Origin of the sequence: Marinobacter xiaoshiensis (genome assembly GCF_031631795.1) — a bacterium.
Classification (GTDB): Bacteria; Pseudomonadota; Gammaproteobacteria; order Pseudomonadales; family Oleiphilaceae; genus Marinobacter; species Marinobacter xiaoshiensis.
Genome location: NZ_JAVMBO010000016.1, coordinates 66004 through 86702 on the forward strand (window position 1 = coordinate 66004; position 20699 = coordinate 86702).

16 protein-coding genes are annotated in these 20699 nt (G+C 53.2%); 15 read left to right on the forward strand and 1 reads right to left on the reverse strand.

All coding sequences use genetic code 11. The features are described 5' to 3' along the window. Window positions 1-65: 65 nt before the first annotated feature. A complete protein-coding gene (locus RKA07_RS11695) occupies window positions 66-2651 on the forward strand; it encodes an AAA family ATPase (RefSeq protein ID WP_310966392.1) in 2586 nt (861 codons plus the stop codon). 286 nt (window positions 2652-2937) lie between these two features. Here RKA07_RS11695 and RKA07_RS11700 read toward each other — a convergent pair whose 3' ends face one another. Next, on the reverse strand, window positions 2938-3411 hold the full coding sequence (locus RKA07_RS11700) for a hypothetical protein (RefSeq protein ID WP_310966393.1): 474 nt from the start codon (window positions 3409-3411) through the stop codon (window positions 2938-2940). 487 nt (window positions 3412-3898) lie between these two features. Between RKA07_RS11700 and RKA07_RS11705 the strand changes: the two genes are divergently transcribed. The 14 genes from RKA07_RS11705 (at window position 3899) to RKA07_RS11770 (ending at window position 20696) form a co-directional block, all read left to right on the forward strand. Beyond that, window positions 3899-6061 (forward strand): phage tail sheath family protein, encoded by a 2163-nt coding sequence (locus RKA07_RS11705; RefSeq protein ID WP_310966394.1) that lies wholly within the window; start codon window positions 3899-3901, stop codon window positions 6059-6061. A 64-nt stretch (window positions 6062-6125) separates the two neighbouring features. Further along, a complete protein-coding gene (locus RKA07_RS11710; protein ID WP_310966395.1) occupies window positions 6126-6587 on the forward strand; it encodes a phage tail protein in 462 nt (153 codons plus the stop codon). Window positions 6588-6595: 8 nt separating this feature from the next. Further along, window positions 6596-8074 (forward strand): hypothetical protein, encoded by a 1479-nt coding sequence (locus RKA07_RS11715; protein ID WP_310966396.1) that lies wholly within the window; start codon window positions 6596-6598, stop codon window positions 8072-8074. Then, window positions 8067-8576: a phage tail protein gene (locus RKA07_RS11720; protein ID WP_200205048.1), complete on the forward strand. Its 510-nt coding sequence runs from the start codon at window positions 8067-8069 to the stop codon at window positions 8574-8576. Before RKA07_RS11715 ends, RKA07_RS11720 begins: the two co-directional genes overlap by 8 nt. After that, entirely contained in the window at window positions 8573-9559 is a 987-nt protein-coding gene (locus tag RKA07_RS11725; RefSeq protein ID WP_310966397.1) for a CIS tube protein, read from the forward strand. Before RKA07_RS11720 ends, RKA07_RS11725 begins: the two co-directional genes overlap by 4 nt. A 20-nt stretch (window positions 9560-9579) precedes the next feature. Continuing rightward, complete coding sequence (locus RKA07_RS11730; RefSeq protein WP_200371843.1) at window positions 9580-9741, forward strand: hypothetical protein; 162 nt, start codon at window positions 9580-9582, stop codon at window positions 9739-9741. 5 nt (window positions 9742-9746) lie between these two features. Then, on the forward strand, window positions 9747-10796 hold the full coding sequence (locus RKA07_RS11735; protein WP_200371844.1) for a phage late control D family protein: 1050 nt from the start codon (window positions 9747-9749) through the stop codon (window positions 10794-10796). Next, entirely contained in the window at window positions 10793-11437 is a 645-nt protein-coding gene (locus RKA07_RS11740) for a phage baseplate assembly protein V (protein WP_200205044.1), read from the forward strand. The genes RKA07_RS11735 and RKA07_RS11740 overlap by 4 nt, the downstream gene beginning before the upstream one ends. An 11-nt stretch (window positions 11438-11448) precedes the next feature. Beyond that, window positions 11449-13080: a hypothetical protein gene (locus RKA07_RS11745; RefSeq protein ID WP_200205043.1), complete on the forward strand. Its 1632-nt coding sequence runs from the start codon at window positions 11449-11451 to the stop codon at window positions 13078-13080. Between the two features lie 7 nt (window positions 13081-13087). Next, complete coding sequence (locus RKA07_RS11750) at window positions 13088-13480, forward strand: GPW/gp25 family protein (protein ID WP_200205042.1); 393 nt, start codon at window positions 13088-13090, stop codon at window positions 13478-13480. Between the two features lie 12 nt (window positions 13481-13492). Further along, window positions 13493-15670, forward strand: a complete 2178-nt coding sequence (locus RKA07_RS11755; protein ID WP_200371845.1) for a baseplate J/gp47 family protein — start codon at window positions 13493-13495, stop codon at window positions 15668-15670. 7 nt (window positions 15671-15677) lie between these two features. After that, window positions 15678-18029 carry a phage tail protein gene (locus RKA07_RS11760; protein ID WP_200371846.1) on the forward strand — a complete coding sequence of 784 codons (2352 nt, stop codon included), beginning with the start codon at window positions 15678-15680 and terminating at the stop codon, window positions 18027-18029. A gap of 15 nt (window positions 18030-18044) precedes the next feature. Next, window positions 18045-18959 carry a hypothetical protein gene (locus RKA07_RS11765; protein ID WP_200371847.1) on the forward strand — a complete coding sequence of 305 codons (915 nt, stop codon included), beginning with the start codon at window positions 18045-18047 and terminating at the stop codon, window positions 18957-18959. Window positions 18960-18980: 21 nt separating this feature from the next. Continuing rightward, a complete protein-coding gene (locus tag RKA07_RS11770) occupies window positions 18981-20696 on the forward strand; it encodes a hypothetical protein (protein WP_200371848.1) in 1716 nt (571 codons plus the stop codon). The last annotated feature ends 3 nt before the right edge of the window (window positions 20697-20699 follow it).

A 20699-nucleotide genomic window follows, 5' to 3' on the forward strand; every position in this document is an offset into this window, starting at 1 on the left:
AAAATGCCCGAGCCATATATACTTTCCGCAAGAACGTGTCTACGGTCTGACAAGGATGTATCCGAATGATAGAAATACATGCCAAGATAAGAGAGTGGCTCCTTACACAACCGAATTGGTTGCAGGAGGCAGCAAAAAGGCTTTTAACGAAAGGTGAAATGGATCAGGACGACATTCTTCAAGTAAGCGAACTGCTGAAAACCGACGATAATCCAGCTTCCAACAATCAAACCGAAAGCTTTTTTCAAAACTTCGCGCTCACATCCAATTCTAACGAAACAGTACGAATCAGCAGCATAAGTGAAGTAAAGGGAATCGAAAACCTGTCTCCTCGGGTGCCTTTGGAGCTTGGAAGTGGGAACCTGACTGTAGTTTATGGTCACAATGGCTCGGGAAAATCGAGCTACACGAGAATCCTTAAAAGAGCATCGGGTAATCCCAGAGCAGTTGTATTGAAACCAAATGTTTTTACTGCAACGCCCGTAGAGCAATCCTGTAAGATTACTTATCAAGTTGGCGAGAAGTCTGAATGCCGTGAATGGAGCGCCAACTCAACCCCTATCGACGGAATTAGGGCACTCGATATTTTCGATACTGACGAAGCGCAGCACTACCTTTGCAAGGAAAGCGCCGCTTCATATATTCCCCCAGTTGTGGCGTTGTTCGAATCTTTAGTGTCTGTCTCCAACAGGATAAAGGAGCTACTACTAGCCGAGCAAAACCAATTAATTAGCTCGCTGCCAGTCCTCCCGGTAGCTTACTCCAATACCAATTACGGAAAACTTTATCGATCACTGACTGCAAACTTCAATAAATCGGAGCTAATGGGACTAGTCTCTTGGACGGAGCCAAACGAATCTGATCTAAAAATGATGACGGAGCGTCTTAATGTTAGTGACCCTAGCGCCGCAGCAGCAAAAAAGCGGACCACGAAAGAACAAGTCGATCGCCTCCTCGCCAGCCTGGAGCAATCGGCCTTGGCTTATGGTGCCGAAGGCCTAGAGTCACTCTCTATCCTGCGCAACAACGCGATACGCAAGAGAAGAATTGCCAGCGAGGCCGCCCAAGTTGTTTCCGCGAAGCTAGAAGGAGTTGGCGCACCGACTTGGCAAGCTCTGTGGGAAGCGGCACGAAACTTTTCTGAAATGGCGTATCCTGGAGCAGTTTTTCCAGTAACCGGTGATGGGGCGCGCTGTATATTATGCCATCAAACCTTGGAAGCAAATGCTCAGGAACGGCTCAACGACTTCGAAACGTTCGTTAAAGGTAAGCTTGAAGAAGATGCAAAGAGTAGTGAGTCCACGTACAAGCTTGCTTTAGAACATCTGCCACGTGTCCCAACGCAGAATGAAGTAAGTACCCAATGTGAAGCCGCAGGACTATTCGGACAGGACTGGAAAGAGTGCCTTTGGTCGTTCTGGAGCGCCGCCTTAAAAGCACGGCAACAACTCTTTGATTACTCTGAGCATCACATCACCCCAGTTGCTGACATATCGCCAAGTCTAATAAATCTGAAGGCCTATTCTGAAAACCTAGCGGGCGAAGCGGCTCAGTATGATCAAGATGCGTTGAATTTCGACCGGCAACAGGCACAAAAAACTAAATTGGACCTAGAGGCGAAGCAATGGATTTCAGCGCAAGGATCGGCAGTAAGTAAAGAAATTGAAAGACTGCAACGCTTTCAAATCTATGAGCGCTGGAAAGCACAGCTCAACCCGACAAAAATTTCCCGAAAAGCGGGCGAGATTTCAGAACTGGCAATTACCAAGGAATACGTGAAGCGTTTTAATGACGAGCTAACAAGGTTGGGTGCCAAACGGCTCAAAGTTGAACTTGCTAAAACTCGCGTTAAAAGTGGAACCGCTCTTCATCAACTGCAATTGAAAAACGCACAGAAAAAAGAAATGCCTGATGCTGTTCTCAGCGAAGGAGAGCGGCGAATTGTTTCTTTAGCAGCGTTTCTCGCTGATGTTTCGGAAAAGCCGCAAACCGCGCCATTTATCTTTGATGACCCAATTTCATCTCTTGACCAAGATTACGAATGGCACGTGGCTCAAAGACTCGCTAGCTTGGCGAGAGATCGGCAAGTAATTGTTTTCACACATCGCCTATCTCTCTTTGGCACTATGGAGGATGTGGCTAAGAAGTTGGGTTCGAATTGGAAAAATGCAAACTACACAGCTTTATGCATCGAAGCGTACGGTGGAATTTCCGGACATCCTGTGGATCCAGCGACGTGGAACGCCAAGACAAAAGCTGCCAACAATATCCTTTTGACTCGATTGCACCATGCAAAGAAAGCAGGAGAGCAATCTGGGAGGGAGGCATACACCCAATTCGCGCAAGGAATATGCAGTGATTTCCGAAAACTACTTGAGCAGACCGTTGAAGATGATCTTTTGAACGAGGTTGTCAAACGCCACCGCCGAAGTATTACTACTGATAACCGCCTGGAAGGCCTTATTCACATCGAGGCGCAAGACTGCAAGTTCATCGATGATCTGATGACGAAGTATTCGTGTTTCGAACACAGTCAATCCCAAGAGATGCCTGCTTTTATCCCAGAGGAACCTGAATTGCGAACCGATATTGAGTCTCTGAAGATCTGGCGAGAAGACTTGGTAAAGCGCAGAAAAACAGCCGCTCCCTAAACCGAAGCCAAGGTCTTTGGACTGACCTTTTGTTGGGCGATGTCGCCTAACTCGACAATTTTCTCCATGAAAATATGAGGATAGGGCGGTTTCCTCTAAGTTGAATCATTTCACTCCAAAGTTTAATCACCATTTGGTCTCTGGTTCATGGCACAACATAATCAATTTAACATAATATACATTATGCGCAGTAGTAACTGTGGGTAAGAACGACGTTCGGTATAGTACTTCGGGTGGAAATCAGAATCTGCCATCTATTCCGGATTCTACTTTAAGTTTGTTAAGTTCATGCCAGTACGTCGTAAATACTTTCGTAATTGCCTGCCACGCGTGACCAAATGGCGACCTGGCCGTCACCTTTTCTCTCTCGGATATCAACGTGCAGCATGTTGCCAGGCTGGGTATCTGTGTAAAGACCAATGCCGGTGAAGCCTACCTGCTTGGCTGTGTCGTAAGCGCGCTGGCGATCAGTGACGCTTTCCATGTAGCTGTAGTCGCCCGGACGAACTTCAATCAGCGGAAACACATCAACTGCGCGGACTTCACCCCACCTGTCGACGTTATGTTGGCTGGTGCCGTTTGGACCATCGTGTCGACCAATGCCTTTTGAGGCCGGGCTTATCCGAACCGGTGCACCCCAAGCTTCGCGAAAGGCGTCGAGCTTTACTAAAAGATCGGTGCTCATTAAGGAATACCAGTTGCGGAACTCTGAGGGTTTGAAGTACTTCAGAGTTGGGCGTGTTGCGGTTTTGGTTGTCATATTCATTTCCCCTGCCGCCAACAGTGAGTCATGTTGTTTATACTCTTTCGAGTAAAGACCGGTTATGTGTGTAATGCAAGCATATGACTGGCATTCAACCCCGGCCAGACACCAGCCAGGTGTAAAACCAGTAGCCGCAAACATTTCGTTTAAACTTTTCCACTCCTTCATAACTCTTGCGCAAGTTATAACTGATTGTTTGTTAATTAAATAATACGGAATCTGGTCATTTAAATGTCCTTGTTGTCAGGTAAGTGTATGCAAATAGCACATATACACATACATACACATTTAGGTACATTCGGTTACATGGTGAAGGTCAGGGAGTAAACAGACGTCCATCACCTGTACCAGAAGTAAACGGTTATAACGGCTGTAAAATGGAACCAGTCAGAGTTTTTCTGGAAAACGGATTGCCCTCTTTGGCTTAGCTTACGGGCAAGTCCCCCACCCTGCCGGTTCCTTATCTTTTTGTAAGGAGAAGCGCATGTCTAACTATCTGGCACCGGGTGTTTTTGTTGAGGAAGTCAGTTTTCGTTCCCGCTCCATTGAGGGAGTCAGCACCAGTGTTGCGGCCATGGTCGGGCCTACACGGTTCGGGCCAGTTCGGGGCCGCCCTGAGGTTGTAACCAGTTTTGCCGACTTCCGCCGGATTTATGGTGACATCCAGGATCTGACTCTGGGTGGAAAGCACACGCTTAATTACACCGCCATCGCTGCAAAGTCCTTCTTCGATAATGGTGGAAAGCTGCTTTACGTAGCCCGCACGGGGAATTTTCCGGATCCCGACAACAGCTTCGGTATTGCCAGCGACACCGACAACCACGTCACTTTCAGTAGCCGTTTTCCAGGTGCTATGGGTAACTTCACTCTGGAGTTTGATTGGCGTGACAGCGAAAACCTGTTGCAAATACAGCCAGTTTCAAGCCCCGCAGTTGACGAAGTCCTCTTTCTTGAAGCCACCGGAGTTACAAGTTCAGCCCGATCAGGGGCTAGCCCTGCTGATGGCGCCTTCCCTGTAACCATCCGCGCGCTGGTACGGCGAGTATCCGATACAGCCTACGCGATACATCAGAACCTCTGCCAGATTACCGATAAAGACGACGCCCCTGTTGATCCAGCCTCTTTCGAGACGAATGCGGAAGGAGAGGCCCTTCTGGAATCTGCCGGACTGTCACGCGATAAAACCGAATCGTTGCGTTTCTCAAGGGTCAGTATTCGCCAGCCGGCATCAGGCAGTCTTGATGGTGGCGCTTTCGGCGCGCTTAGCTTCTCAGCACCAACTGACCTAAGTGCCTTTTATGAAGGTGATCACTGGGGTGATCGGAACACGTTGCTAGGTGCCATCAATACTGAAGGAACCAGTTTCCAGATTAATAGCGAACTGAATGAGGGGGTCGACAGCAATATTGATTTGCCACTGGCCGCCCTTGCTGCTTCTGCGGACACTGTGCAAGCAGTAATGGTTCAGCGAACCTTTGACATTGCTGTACACAGCGGCGGGCCAGACGGGCCGATCGTTCACACCTACAGCGGAATCTCTACTGCCCATGATGCGGATAACGGTCTTCCGCACATACTTCCCTCAGAACCGGATTCCCGAAACGACCAACTCACCAGCCCGGTAGCCTGCGAATTTGCGGATGATATTTCCGCCGGTGAGGTGCTGCCAGCTCTTTACAACATGTTCGATGAAGAGGCCATGAATCCCAGCGGCCTCTCAGTTGAAGGCCCTCGTTTTCTGATTACCCTTGAAGGCGGTTCTGACGGCGACGCGCCTCAGGCACTGCATTACGGCGGTGCAACCGATGAAGTGAATGGCAGTAGTGGATTTGCCGCCTTGGAAGAAGTGGAAGATATATCCATTGTGATGGCCCCGGCTGCGGCAGCCGATGCGGATCAGCATCAGGCCGTGGTGGCAGAAATGCAAAAGCACTGCCGCCGAATGCGTTACCGCATTGGTATTGTAGACAGCAGGGAATCCATGGCGCTTTCTGAAGTGCGGGAGTTCCGCTCCAATTTCAATGACTCCCGGCTTGCACTTTACTATCCATGGGTAGTGATCTCCGATCCGCGGGGTATCCGCAAGACAATCAATGTGCCACCCGCAGGCTTTATCGCAGGCATTTACGCCTATACCGATGTTCAGCGCGGAGTGCATAAAACCCCTGCGAACACTCCTGTTATCGGTGCATTGCGCTTTGCGCAGGAGATCAATCAGTTCCAGCAGGAGCTATTGAATCCCACCGGTATCAATTGCCTTCGCTCATTCCCTGGCCGAGGCCACCAGGTCTGGGGCGGTCGGACCCTTTCTGATGATCCCGAATGGAAGTACCTGAGTGTACGGCGCTACTTCTTGTACTTGGAGCGCTCCATTGAAAAGTCCACCCAGTGGGCTGTGTTTGAGCCCAACGGTGAACGGCTCTGGGAAAACGTGCGCAATGCGGTGGACGCTTTCCTTTTCAATGAGTGGCGCAACGGCCGCCTGCTTGGTTCCGAAAAAACGGCCTGGTTCGTGCGTTGTGATCGCAGCACCATGACTCAGAACGATCTGGACAATGGCCGGTTGGTTTGTGAAGTCGGCGCAGCTGCACTTAAACCAGCAGAGTTCGTTGTCTTCCGGGTTGGCCAGAAAACTGCCGATAGTTGATAAACAAGGGCTCAAACGGAACCACCCGACACTGCTCACCTGAATCTTCAAGAAGGATCGCGATATGGCACAGTACAGAGAAACCCCATACGGCGTTTTCAACTACTTGGTTGATCTGTCGGATTCAGACGCCGGTGAAACTGAGATAGCCGGTGGCTTTTCCGAAGTTTCCGGTCTGAACATGGAAGTAACCGTCGCCGAATACCGGGCCGGTAACCATAAATCAAATTACGTTACCAAGGTTCCTGCCATCCACAAATCCGGTGATATCACCTTGAAGCGTGGAGTGATTGGCGCAGAAAACCTTTATAACTGGCTGGACCAGGTGCGATCCGGTGATGTGACTGCCAAGCGTAACGTGGTGATCAAATTAATGAGCGAGAACCATGGCGAGTTAGCAGTCCAATGGAAGCTGATCAACGCAATGCCCATTAAATGGACTGGGCCAACGCTGACTGCAAAAGGTGGTAGCGATGTAGCCATCGAAGAGTTGGTGCTTGCAGTTGAACACATCACCCAGGATTAGATTGCCTTATGCAAACCTTGCTGGCATCCCGGATTGAGCTAACCCCTCGCCCCCACCAGAACCATACTCCGGTTCTGGCGTGTGGTATGGCGGGTCATTGCCCCGGGAGAGTGCGTAAAGAACGACTTTTTGCTCTCCCTGAGGCGATCAGTGCAATCCGATCTGCCGGGTTTGATAGCAGGCTCGCTCAATTGGAGACGGCGGACGAAGCTATTTTCCATTTGCCAATCCCGCTAAATTCCAGTGCAGAATTTCATGACATATTCCCGGATGCCGCAACCGCCACAACCAGCTACCGAAGCACTCTGGCAGGATCAAACGCTTGGTTACCAGGCTGTGTCGATGATTTTTTCGCCAATGGCGGCTCCCGTTTATGGGTAGTTGCTGTACCGGAAGAGAATGACCACCAAGCATTTCTTCCCGACCCTGGAGTGGCACTTCATAACACAGGCTCTTTACGCGGCATCGCGTCGCTTCTGGTGATATCCGAAGTTGGACTGATAGTGCTACCGGATCTTGAACGCCTGCAAATTCCGGCAAAACTTCCGGGCGTACCTGCACCGGCCTATACCAGCGAATCTGTGCAATTCATACCCTGCTCCACTTCACTACCGGGTTCTGAAAGTAGCTTTCAACCATCGTCGCCACTGCTCAGCGAACCCCTCGAAACGGAAGTATTGTTGAAGGGTATCTTGCCATGGCTGAATCAGCACCGCCCAGACATACAATGGTTGTGGCCAGTCTCACTGATCTATGATCAGGATCGCCAGATACCTGCAGTCAGCGACAAGGCTCTGAATAAAATCCGCAATATAGCCAATAGCCCAAGTGGCCACCGGCTGCGGCAGTTGCAGTTTGTTTTCCCCTACCTGGCCCGAGCCGACGGCCAACTTTCAAGCCCCAGTGGAGTGCTTGCAGGTGCACAATCCAGAGTGGCTCAAACTCAGGGCCCTTGGCGATCCATTGCCGGCCAGGTTCTGGTCACCAGCGGCGAGCCTTTCCCGCTACAGTCGATCCCCTCACAAACGGCCTTGAGGAATAATCCGGGAATCAGTGTGTTAACCCGCAAACCTCAGGGCGTGATGTTGGATGATGAGCGTCTCGCTGTTCCCGCGCTGCACCCTGACGACTACAGTTATTTCCAGCAGCAGGACAGGTATGACTCGTTCAGAAGCGCCGAGATCATGAGGTTTCTGGGCCACCTGCGTCGCCAACTAAAACAACTGGGCGAACGCCTGGTGTTTCGCGCTGACCACCGTGATTCTGCTCCCAGGCTGGCTTTGGAAAACTTTCTGCGCCAACTGCATCGTCAAGGTGCACTTCGAGGCGGGCTCCCGGAAGAGGCGTTTTACATAGAGCAAATACAGAGCCAGGAGGGAGTGATCCTCATCGAAGTCATATTGGCCCCCTCGTTGCCCATCGACAGGATTCGCCTTACGTTCACCAACCGATTCGGCGAATGGCAGGGAGAGCTGAAAAATGACTGAATTCGTACCTTTTCGCTTTCTCGTCAACCTGCATGATAGCCGTTCCGGCGATCTTCTGTGCAGTGGGTCCTTCAGCGAAGTTTCCGGTTTTGAGCTAACCATGGAACCAAGAAGCATTGCTGAAGGCGGCCGCAACTGGGGTGAGCATCAAAGAAGCGGTGTTACCCGATTTGCTCCAATGGTTCTGAAGCGCGGGGTTACACACGTAAACGACCTCTGGAGCTGGTTCGATATTACCACTAGAGGGGCAAACTACGGCTACCGTATGCACGGAGAAATCATTCTGCTTGGTAACCCTCTTAAAGAGAGTGGAGGGTACGAATACAACCCGGTAATGACCTGGAAGCTTACTGGCGTATTGGCGACGCGATTCAAAGGACCTGACATGAACGCCACGGCAAGCCAGGTAGCTATTGAAGAACTGCATCTGGTACATGAAGGGCTGGAACTGAAAAGAACTCCAAGCCCCGGTTCGGGAACTGCAACGGAGGGCTCGCAATGAAGCAACCTGAAAGAGGCAGGCTGATACCCGTATCCGGAAAAGAGAATAGCCCCGACCTGGAAAACGCGGTAGACGTGCAATTCAATCCTACAAGTTTGAAGGTTGGGCTCTCCAATTCATTGAATACCGGTGAGCAGCAAAAATCTGGTAAAGCAGCTCAATATGTTTCATCCAGCTCTTCGAATCTCAGCATTGAGTTGATTTTTGATACTACCCTTCCCGATGACTATGTTGGAGAGCAGTCCAGCCAGGACGTTCGGCTTTTAACCCGAAAAATTCCCGACCGGTTCATGAAGCCCGGAGACCTCCTCAACGAAGACACAGAAGACAGGCAGGCACCGAGTCGCTGCCTTTTTCAGTGGGGAGCATTCGAGTTTGTAGGGCTGTTGGAAAGGTTCGATGAGACGTTGGACTTTTTCTCCCCCGAGGGAACGCCGTTAAGAGCAACTGTATCCCTAGCCCTGAAAGAAGACAGCTATCAATTCCGCAACCGTGATGCCGCTGCGACTGAACGGGCTATGCCAACGCTTACTTCAACCGGCAACAACAAACTGACTGGTTCACAAGAAAACACGCGTCCTGTTTCTGGTGCGAGCGACAGCGAAAAAGGAAACTGGCGCGATACCGCTCTTTACAACGGTGTGGAAAACCCCCGACTGCCATCAGGTAGTGAAATTGCCAACCCTCCCCTTTCCCCTGCCAAAGCGCTGGGGATGGCCAAAAGCCAGACTACCACCGCAGTTAAAAACGCAATGAGCACGGCCTCCCCGGCTTTTCGCTATGGAAATTCCTCCAGCCTCGGCAGCGCGATTGAGGGGGCATTCAGCCACAGCCTGAGGGCCGACCTGACAGACGGAGTCAGTGCAGAATCGTTGCGCGCTGCACGGGATCGAAACATTAAGGATTTACGGGAAAACATGGATCAACCCTGGATGGAAGGGCCGCGACGGGCGGCCAGGGATTCAGGTGTTGGGTTTGACTGAACGACACAAGGGCAACTGATATGCCATTGCTGATTGACGAAGTTATTGCGGAAGTGGCGAAAACACCCACTCCAGATAACCAGGCACAGGTAGCACCACGGGATAGCGGAAGCGATCAGAGCAACATGTTTGCGCAACTTGAAATACTGCGTGAGCGACAGCAGCGGTTGGAGGTGGACTAATCACCATGCAGAGCCAGCCACTGATTAATATTCGCCCAAGAATATCGGTAAACGGCGAAAACCGTGCCGACCTGGCAGCCCAGCTGAATTCTTTAACCATTCAGCTCCCCTGGCATGGCTGTGCCAGCGCCGAACTGTCAGTCACCAACTGGGGTCTTGCAGACGGCAGCCCATACCCATCCTGGTTGTTCAATCATATTTCCATGGGAGACCAAGTACATATTGCCCATGACACGCCTTCTATTACGCTGTTTGAGGGCGAAGTAACCGGAATTGAAGAGCAATACGGAGCATCCGCTCCTGTGCTGACCCTGCTTTTACAAGATCGTCTGCATTTGCTTGGCCGGCTTCGCCAGAGCCGTTGCCACGAAGACCAGACTCCTGATCAACTGCTGCAGACACTGGCCAGCGATGCCGGGCTGGAAGCAGATACCCGCGTGTCTGATGTGGCTGCAGACTGGCATCAGCTGAATGAAAGTGCCCTGGCTTTTGCCCTCAGGATTTGCCGGCGGTTCGATGTGGGTTTACGGCTGGATCGTGGAGCTTTGCGAGCCATGCCCGAGGACCCTGATCCTGAACCGGTTGTATTAGGACCAGGCAACGGAGCCCTGAACATCCGCATTTTGGCAGACCTGAACCACCAGTATCAGCATTCAAAGGTAACCGGATATAACCCCACCACCGGAGAACCTGTCGAGGCTACTGCCGATCAGCCCAGGCAATCTGCCCCGGGAAAAACAGCCGGTGACACCCTTGCGGATTTGGGTTGGGAGAGTAGCGACACCCTGCCCCACCCGATGGCACGCAGCCATTCTGAAGCAGAAGCTTATGCTTCGGCAGGGTTCCACAGACAAGCCCGTAAATTCCTCCACGGCGAACTGATCTGCATGGGTGAGCCCAATCTGAAGCCCGGCAAGGAAATCGAGCTTGAAGGTGTCTCACCCAGGCTTGCAGGAATCTGGCAGGTGGGCCTGTGCCGACACACCTTTGATAGCCGCAATGGCTTTCGCAGCCATGCAAAAATCCATCGCGCTCAATGGAACCCGGAACCATGAATAGCCACATCCCCGGAAACCTTCAGAGCCTACAACTGGCTGAAGTGATTGATAATGCCGACCCGGAGAACCGAGGTCGCATACGCGTTCGCTTCCACGCCACGGAGCTGGAGTGCTGGGCGAGCGTTATTGCCCCCTCTGCCGGCCAGGGCTATGGAGCCAGTTTTATACCTCGCTTGGGTGAAACCGTGGTAGCCGCCTTTGCAGCTCCGGACATGCCGCTGGTATTAGGCAGCATCTGGACTGGCACCGAGAGCCGCCCGGATGAAGCCGAGCCACAAGAGGAGCACTACGTGGTGCGAACGCCTTCCGGAACCGTTATGGAGTTTGACGATAGCGCCTCAGGCCCTTCATTCGAGGTTATAACCCGCTCGGGATACAGCGTTCGTATCAGCGAAAGTGGCGGAGGCGAAATCAACATAGAGCGAGGAAGCCAGAAAGTCACGCTCACATCTACCTCTATAGAAGTGAGTAGCTCGGGGCCCGTAGAAATCAGCGCCGCAAATGTCAGCATATCCGCCAGTATGGTTCAGGTGGATGCCAGCATGTCACGGTTCAGCGGTGTAGTTCAGGCAGACACAGTCATTGCCAACTCGGTAGTGGGAACCAGTTACACCCCAGGCGCCGGGAACATCTGGTAGGAGGCATAAGCATGAACATGCAACAAAAGCTGCACCCAGTCAGGCTTAACGCCCCCTTCTACAAGCCCGAGGGCGGCGCTGGGTTACACCGCTATCTGGATTCGGATTTCATAAATCGATTTCGCCAGGATGTAATTTCGGGGCACCTGGATGGCGAGCCCTTCAGCCAGTGGCAAAACGAAGAGCGACACAGCCAATGGGATAATCGGCCAGTCCTCCGCCTTCCCACCCACCGCACCTTCCACCTGGTTAGCTGCGAAGCAGTTTGTGATCAGCTTGGGCAACCTGCTCTGAATCCACGAAGAGTCACTTCTGCAGGTTTTGTTGTTCGCCGGATAACACCAGAGGGTGAGCAGGCATGGATGCTGGATGGCGGCGATGCCCTTGGCTGGAAGCCAGCCCCCACCCACACTGGGGATCCGGATCTTGACCGCAGGCTCTGTGCCAGCGGTGTACTCGGGAAGCGTGCAGCGAACCCCTCCTACACGGGCGAGCAAACCCACCCTATGCATATCCTCAGTGCCCGGGATATGGAGGGAAAAAACCACACTTTACTCTATGGATACGTGCCTCTGGGGGGCTTTCGCTATCATCGGGAAGCCGAATCTCCAGTCAATACAGACGCTCTGACGGAAGCCGGCAGATTCGATGCACAGCAGTTGCACTGGCCGTTCGGTTTCAAAAATCAGTCTGGTGGCCACTGGCGGGATGAGCATGCCAGTCAGGTAGCTTCCGGAGAGACTTCGCCGGCATTTCTCGGCCTGCTGAAACTCCTGGTAGAGCGCTATCGAGTTGGTTCTGACATAGCCGGGAATAGTGAGTTGGAAGAGCTTTGCTCGAGCATTTGGTTTCACGACATCCCTTCTCACGTTTTGTTGTCTATCCCAGCACAGGAATTACAAGAGGGCGACAGGATCCGGAAATACCGAACCAAAACGGTATTGGCTTACCTGCAAGATAGTTTCGGGCGTGCCCAAAATCCTCTTATTGCCTGGCTGGATCAGCAGGAGGAGCGCTCTTCCAACGGCCTGGAAACGCAGCCTTTGCCAAATCCAAACGGGTCAGGATCTATCTCCTGGCACCTGTATGTTTCTGAGGAGCAGGCTCTGGCCTTCCGACAACTACTCGGCCAGCGTTACCAACAACTTGTACTTGAACAGGCCAGGGAGATCCCGGTGCCCAAGTTCGGTGATGGTAAAAGTGATCTCTACCGGATTATTCCATTCCTCAGAGCCCGTAACGATCAGGGACGCGAACAAATTTACTGGGCAGACGAAGGCAGCCAAACAGAAACGTTTCGGGTAGCCAGCCCCCTGGATCCGGAAGCTTGTCGACCGTCACCTATACCGGTTCCAAGCATGCGGGATCTGCGACGAGGTATGGCTAAAGGCGCCAGTCTTCTCACGCCTTCAGACACTTTCGCCATGCTTAAGCGACTGCGACCAAAAAAAGGGCTTGGCAAGGAACTCATGGGTGGCGAGGTATCGCAATCCGGCATGCAGTGGATACTGGTCTTCAGTTTGCCCGTGATCACCTTGGTGGCAATGATTCTGCTCATGGTGATGGTGTCACTTCTGAATATCGTTTTTTTCTGGCTGCCCTGGGTGAAAATCTACTTACCTTTTCCGAAGATAAACAGGTAACCCGACTATGCAGGCACCTACACCTAACATACAGAGTTGGCCTCTGGGCGGCATTGATGAAAATGGCCAACTCGACTGGGCCAAAGATGATACCAGCATCCGCGAGGTGATGCTGAATATCCTCCTGACTCGCCAGGGAGAGCGCATCCAAAAGCCCACTTTCGGCGCTGGATTACCTGATTTTGTACACCAGCCCAATAACGAAACGACACGTAATCTGATTGCCGGTGTAGTGCGCAAGAATCTTGCACTGCTTGAGCCCAGAGTGGTCGTAGATCAAGTGCTGGTGCAGCCGGGCGGTGCTGAGCGACTTTCGGATGTACACATAAATATCCGTTACCGGCTGAAACATCGCCGGGATATGGCGGAACTCGGTTTCACGCTCAATCTGGGAGCATAAAGAGGACTGTCTATGCCATTACCTGTTCCCAATCTGGATGACAGACGCTTTGACGACTTGGTTAAGGAAGCCAGAGAGCGTCTTGGTGCCCACCTTCCGGAACTTACCCAGATCAGCCCCGGTGATCCGATACACACAATCACTGATCTTTTTGCGTGGTTTACCGAAACTATTCTCTACCGGGCAAATCTCATTCCAGAACGCCAACGGCGAGCCTTTCTGAATCTGCTTCAGGTACCCGTGCGCCCCGCTAAGGCTGCCACGGGCGTTGTGTGCATCGACAGTGCACCAGGCAGTGCAAGCTTGCCTGCTCTTGTGCGAGATGGTGCCCAACTGAGAGGCGGCAAACAGTTTCTGACCGCAAGTGGAGAGTTGCAGCCCACAAACCTGAGCAGCAGAGTATTGATAAAAGAGGTTATTGGGCCGGAAGCTTTGGGCGAATTAGGCATCACGCCCCGAGACTTGAAAGAACAGTTCGGTCTGGCCGATGGGCAAGAGCCTACCCCTTTTCGCCCCCGCCAGTTCAGCGTGGGTCGGGAAACTCTGGCATTGGCTGACAGTCTCGATCAAGCGCTTTACGTAGCCTGCGTCGCCCCAAAAGCTCTCGCAGGCCAACTCAGCGTTCTCAGAGACAACCTGGCTGGCATCGTTATCAACATTGCAATAGCTCCCGCTGATGATCAGCCCGACGATCTGGTCGACAGCATTGCACCCCGGACTCTGGTTTGGGAGTTGGTAAATCAAGGCAACGATGGCAGAACGCGTTTTCTCCCTTTGGAAATAATTGCCGACAGTTCCGGTGGTGGACGCCTGGCTGGTGTTGTTCGCTTGAGAATTCCACGTAACCCGCACCTGCTGCAGAGCTTTACCGATGCAGATCCGATGTTCACCGGGTTTCAGGATTTGCCCCCAGCCCTGGAAGATCCGGAAGAGTCTGCTCGCACCGCTTTCTGGTTGCGCTTGCGATGCCCGGATGAGCCCGGGTTGGCGCTGGGTTATTTGGATCTCAACGGGGTCGATGTTGTTGCCCAAGGCCTCCGAACCAATCAGATAGTCGGCATGGGGACCGGTATGCCTGACCAGGTGATCGTCTTGCCAGACAATCAGGTTGATGCCGCCTCAATTCAGTTGCAAGTAGAGGAAAATGGTCATTGGCGAACCTGGGAGCAGCAAGATTTCCTCGCCGGACAGTCCCCGGAAGCAAGGGTGTACAGGCTAAATCCGCAAACGGGCTATGTGTATTTTGGTGATGGTGTCTCCGCTGGCAAAAGGGTATCTGCCGGGGTCCGGGTTCGTGCTCTCGAATACCGTTACGGCGGCGGCCAGGAAACCAACCTTCCAGCAGGGTCCATAAAGGAAATTGTCGGAAACAGCAGCTTGCGCGTAAGGCACCTGTGGCCATTAACCGGGGGGCGGGATGCAGAAACCGTCGAACAAGCGGAGAAACGCATCCCTAAGTTTTTAACCCACCGCAATCGTGCCGTTACGGCTGCAGATTTCAAAGTAATTACCGAGGGCAATCCTGTTAATCCGGTTGCCCGCGCAGAAATCATTGCGGGTTTTCTTCCAGGCGGCAGCATTCACGCCGTGCGCAGAAATGTACCAGGTGCAATTAGCGTATTCGTGCTTCCACCACTGGCGCCCGCCCTCGGATCCACTCCGCGGCCCACCCGCGGTTTACTCAAGGATGTATTCGGGTATCTGCTTGAGCGTATTACCATCGGCACGGAACTGAATGTGCTGAGTCCCGAGTTTATTCCGGTGGCGGTTTCTGTGCGAGTCGAAGTCAGAGACCGGCAAACGGAACAGCAAACTCTCCAGAATATTCGCGATGCGCTTATTCGGTATTTGTGGCCTCTCGCACCTGGCGGCGCTGACGGTGAGGGTTGGCCCATGGGGCGGGCAGTGAGTGCCAACGAGCTTGCAACCCAGGTTGCGCGGGTAAACGGGGTTCAATCCTGGCATGGACTCGCGCTTTACACCCGGCCTGACGAAAAAGCTCCGTGGCAACCGTTGGATGAGGGAGAGCAGCTCGCACTGTCAGATTACCAGCTACCGGAATTGCTCGGTGTTCGAATCGAAAGCGGGGCAGGCTCTCTGAAACTACCCGACGGCATAGGCCCTGCATCGGGCGAACAGGCGGTATCTGTTCAAGGCATTGCCGTCCCGGTTATTCCGGATCTTTGCTAGGTGAAATATGGACATTAATAGCACCCGGTATTTTCTGCTACGCACCGCCGATGAGTTTTCGAATGCCTCGGCTCGACTGCAGTGGCACCCACTACGCCAGGCGCTGACCCTCGCACAAAATCAAGCTTTGCGCATTCCAGTAATAATGCCCGACACAGCCATGGAAGTATGGAAGTCAGCCACGCCGATGGCACAGGATAGTTTTGGCCAGATTGCATACCTGTCAGATGATCGCACCCGGGTATTGTTCAACAGCGGCCATGGCGACATGCCATTGAGAGACGCCCAACTGGATGAGGTATCACCACCAGATGGCTGTCAGTACCTCGACATGAATCTGAATCGGGAAGGCCTGCTGGCATTGCCATGGAGCAACGGAGAGAACCTGCACGGGCTAACGCTGTTTCATCTGGGAAAACGCTGGCAAGCGCAATGTTCACTACCGGAAAAAGCACACCGGGTCTGGCTGGATCCAGAGAATCGTTCCTGGTGCCTTGGTGCCAGCCAACTCATGCTGTGCGCAGGTGAGCCATTATCTCTGCCCTATAATCCGCAACCTGGCCGCTTCGAACCAGAAACAATCAATCCGGACCAGCTATCAATGTCCTGGCAACAGGCACTGCCTGAAACTGAACACACACTGGCACTTTGCGGCGATGACGAGAACCTGTACGTCCTGGGCACAAGAGCAGACAACGTGCAATCGGTATTCGCCCGCCCATTAACATTGAGCCCGGATATTTCATGGCTCCAGTACGGGATGGATGAGCAACTTCCCCTGTGTATAGACCTCGCCGTTACCAGAGACGGGCGGCTGGCAGCCCTGGCACCAAGGGAAGATGACGACAAGGATTATGCAAACCGGGATTGCCCTGTACTCACGCTGCAACGGGACAATGAGCACGGTAACCACAGGGCGCAGTTAGTTCGTGAACGCTATCCGATGTTGTCCCAAGCCATACCCCGTTTTGTGACCAGTGCCGATGGAAAACTCCGCTATCAGGCCTCTTCGGGCCCAGGATTTGAGGCAAGCCCCGTGCGCCCCCGGGAACTCCACCCTCTGCGCCAGGTTTGCTATGAAAGTGAGTCCAGTGCCCTGCTGGCTCACACACTTGATTCCGGACACCCGGATACCCTCTGGCACAGGGCGTACCTTGACGCCTGTATTCCTGTGGGCTGCAGCCTCCGGCTCTCTGTACGTGTGTATGACCATCCAGACGATCGCACTTCAACTGCGCTTCTCGATCAGCCAATGCCCACGTGGAACAGCTTGCCTTCCGAATTGCCTTTCCAGCCTGCGTTGTCCGGGCACGAACCTGGGCGACGAGGGCTGTTCGAAATCCTGTTGCAGGCACCAGATGGAGAAGTACGGGAACTCCGGGGGCGTTATTTACAGCTGCAGGTGCACTTCAGAGGAACAGCGCGACAGACACCCGCGCTGCATGCGTTGCGCATTTACCACCCACGCTTTTCATACCAACAACGTTACTTTCCTGAGCTATACCAACAGGAAAAGCGTCGTAGTGATGGAGCAAGTACCGGGCCTGCCAATGGTGCTGATGTTCGCGAACGCCTGTTAGCCAGTTTTGAAGGCATGTTGACCCCTCTGGAGGGTCGCATCGCTGCCTGCGAACAGTTAGTACACCCGGATTCCGCGCCCGCACAACACCTGCACTGGTTGTCAGGCGCCATAGGCGCAGAGCTTCCCGGTCACTGGCCACTGGAGCGCCAACGCCGCTGGTTAAAGCACGCAACGGTTATGCAGCAATACAAGGGAACCCTCGCAGCTACAAACCTGGCTCTGGACATAGCCTGCGACGGAGCGGTCAGCCGCGGCGAAATAGTGCTGGTAGAGAATTTCAGGCTGCGTCGCACCATGGCCACCATTCTTGGCCGAAACATGGACGACAAAGATCACCCTCTGACCCTTGGTACCGGTATGAGCGGCAATAGCATTGTCGGTGAGAGCCTGATTCTTGCCGACATCAAGGCCCGGGAATTTCTTTCTCTGTTCGCGCCAGAGTTGGCGGAAGAAGAAGATGAAAACCAGGCCGTAGAAACCTTCTTCCAGGAATACGGCCACAAGGTGAGTGTTGTATTGAACGGGCCCGGGATACTGCTTCGCACTCAGGTCAGCGACATCCTTTCCGACAGTATGCCCGCCCATGTCCAATGGCAATTTGTAGAGAGCGAGCAACCATTTGTTCTGGGCACCTCTCCCCTGCTGCAAGTAGACACTTTTATGCAAAACCGGCCCGCAGTACGACCGATAGAACTTGATAATACCTGGCTTGGACGAGAGGGCGTGCTGCATAACCCTGCAGCGTTTTCCCCTGCTGATGTCCACGCCAGAACCTGATAACAAGGAGGCCACATGAGTAGTGCTGAGGACTTGCCCACACTCGAACAGGACGATCAGTTGGCGGAGCCGCTGCGCCGGGTTGCCTATGAGGCCGGTATGATGCTGGGGCTTGAGGCCACAAGAGACGAGCAGGCTTATCACCGCCGCCGGCTCACACGGCATCAATACTGGCTGAACGGTTACGGCACCCTGGCAGGCATGCGTGTGACCATGACTCCCGGCACCCACGATAACACTGCAGACAGTTTAACCGGCCTGCAGCTTAGGGTGAGCCCTGGAACAGGCATAGACGGTCTTGGCCGGGAAGTCATGATGCACGAAAGTCACTGCATTCGGCTTGCACAGTGGCTTGCGGCTCAGCCCAATGAACGATTACTTGAAGGTTACGACAGCGACGCCGGTGAGCTGTGGCTTAAAGTAACCGTGCGCCACAAGGACTGCCCGATCGCCCGGCAACCGGTTCTTACCCGAAGAATAAATGCGGGCAGTGATGCGGTTCAACCCAGCCGGACGGCCGACAGCGTTGAACTGGAACTGATTCCGGAATTACCTCCTGGCTCACCGGATGGCCGATTTAAGCCTTGGGGAAGCCACAACCCGATACAGGATGAACTGCCAACACTGTCTGGTGATGAACAACAGACGTTAACCGACTTGCAGGCCAGCAACGCAATAGCCGGCAGGCAGTTGGCCCTGCATGCTCAACTGCTTCACTCGCTGGAAGATAGTGGGCTGTCTACACGCAACCTGGCCCATGAACTGGAAAATGGCGCTCGTCTTCTGCTTGCCCGTATTCGTATCGAAACCTCCGATCCGCTGAATACCGTGGTTAATCCGGGTCTGATTCATATCAACAATCTTGTCCGCCCATTTCTGGCAACTGCCAGCCAGCTTGCCTGGCTCGGCAGCCAGAATAGTAACGGATAACAGGCTTAACAAGGAGCGGTTATGAGCGACATACTCTTTCAGCCACTCGGCGATCCTATTGCCGGAGGCGACAACCTGCAGACACTGGCGGACATTGATCCGCGGATGACACGAACCCATTACTTCGATGGCCGTCTGTTGACAGCAGAAGACCTGGAACGCGACCAGATATACCTGGATCAACGGCTGCGGGAAGTTGGCAAAGCCCTGGGCAGCGGCATCATCAGGGGGTTGGAGTTAAGCTTCAGCTCCAATCCTTACCGTCTTATTGTTGAACCCGGCAATGCCATGACACCCGCGGGGAGAGTATTGCATCTTGGTACCAGAATGACGGTAAACCCGGGAGACAGGGGCCTGATATCACAGCTCAACCAAGGCCAGCATACCCATTTAAATCGCGGTCTCTATGCCGTGGTTTTGCGCTATGTAGACGTACCCACGGATATTGCCGAGGTGTTCCCTACAGACCTGAAAAGCCGCCGGGGCTCGGACTATGCTTTGGTAACTGAATCGGTCCAGCTGGGTCTGGTTCCACTGCCCCTTCCGTTACCCGCCACGGATACCCTGCGGTTAAGGGCCCGGCTGATGGCAGAGTTGCTGGACAATAAACTTGCCAGCAGCGTTATACCCGAAGATTCAGTGGCTCTCGGCTTGTTGTCTATCACCAACGACACACCCCAATGGGTCGACAGCGAACTGTTAAGACACCCGGTCCGCCCGGAACCAGACCATGATGACCTGCAAGAGGATCTTTACCGTCAGTACCAGTCACTACTGAACGATATTACGGAGTATCGTGCAGCAGGCGGGCTGGCACAGCCCTTTGCGGCCTCAGACTATTTTCAGGTCATTCCTCCTGCTGGCCGACTGCCGAAAAACACCTTGGACCCTGAAATTGGCCTGCAAAACTATTTCCCGGAATCATTCGATGTTTCTGTCACGCCTGTCAGGACGGCAGACCTTGATCTCATCCGGCGGGAGTCAATGGCGCTTCCACCAATTGATCTTACCAGGGACGCCAATCTCGGCATCATGGTATTGGCACCGCTTTCCGATGCAGATTACCAAACCTTGTCCAGGCAACTGGTATCTGAGACACCGAACATTGAAAGACAATTTTTACATCCGGATCCGTTGGCTTTAAGGCTATACCGAACCCGCGCATCCCACGCTCTTGATACCGATGCCAGTGTTTGGGCCGATATCTGGAAACGAACAGATAGTGACAACCTGCTTTATGTTCGCCGGGCGGTCAGAGTTGCAGAAACAGGTATCAGCGCAATTGTTCTTGCAAAAGGTTCCGATCCTGACTCCCTGCCCGATGCATCTGATGGTGGTACCGCGGAACCTCGACTACCACCTGCGATAGAGGATGAGCACACAGTATTTCTGCGCATGGTGAACGTGCATTCGCTTGCAAAAATACGACAAGCAAACAGTGAAGAAGGAAAAAGAGCCATAAAGGTGCTTGCCGATATTCTGCCAAGAGAACCGAAGGCCATTGGTGCGGTGCTCGACATACTGCTGTGCGTGGAAGCGCACTACAACCCGGTTATTTGGCAAACCCTGGAGCAAGCACAGCAGCGTGGCAATCTGCTCAAACTACGCGAACTTTTAATAAGCGCAGAACCGGAGATAAGGAACACCGCCAAGCAAGTTATTACCGCTGGAACAGACCTTGGCCTTGCGGATGGTTTGCTGGCCCAATGGAAAGAGCGACTGAATGCCCTGCGCTGAGGA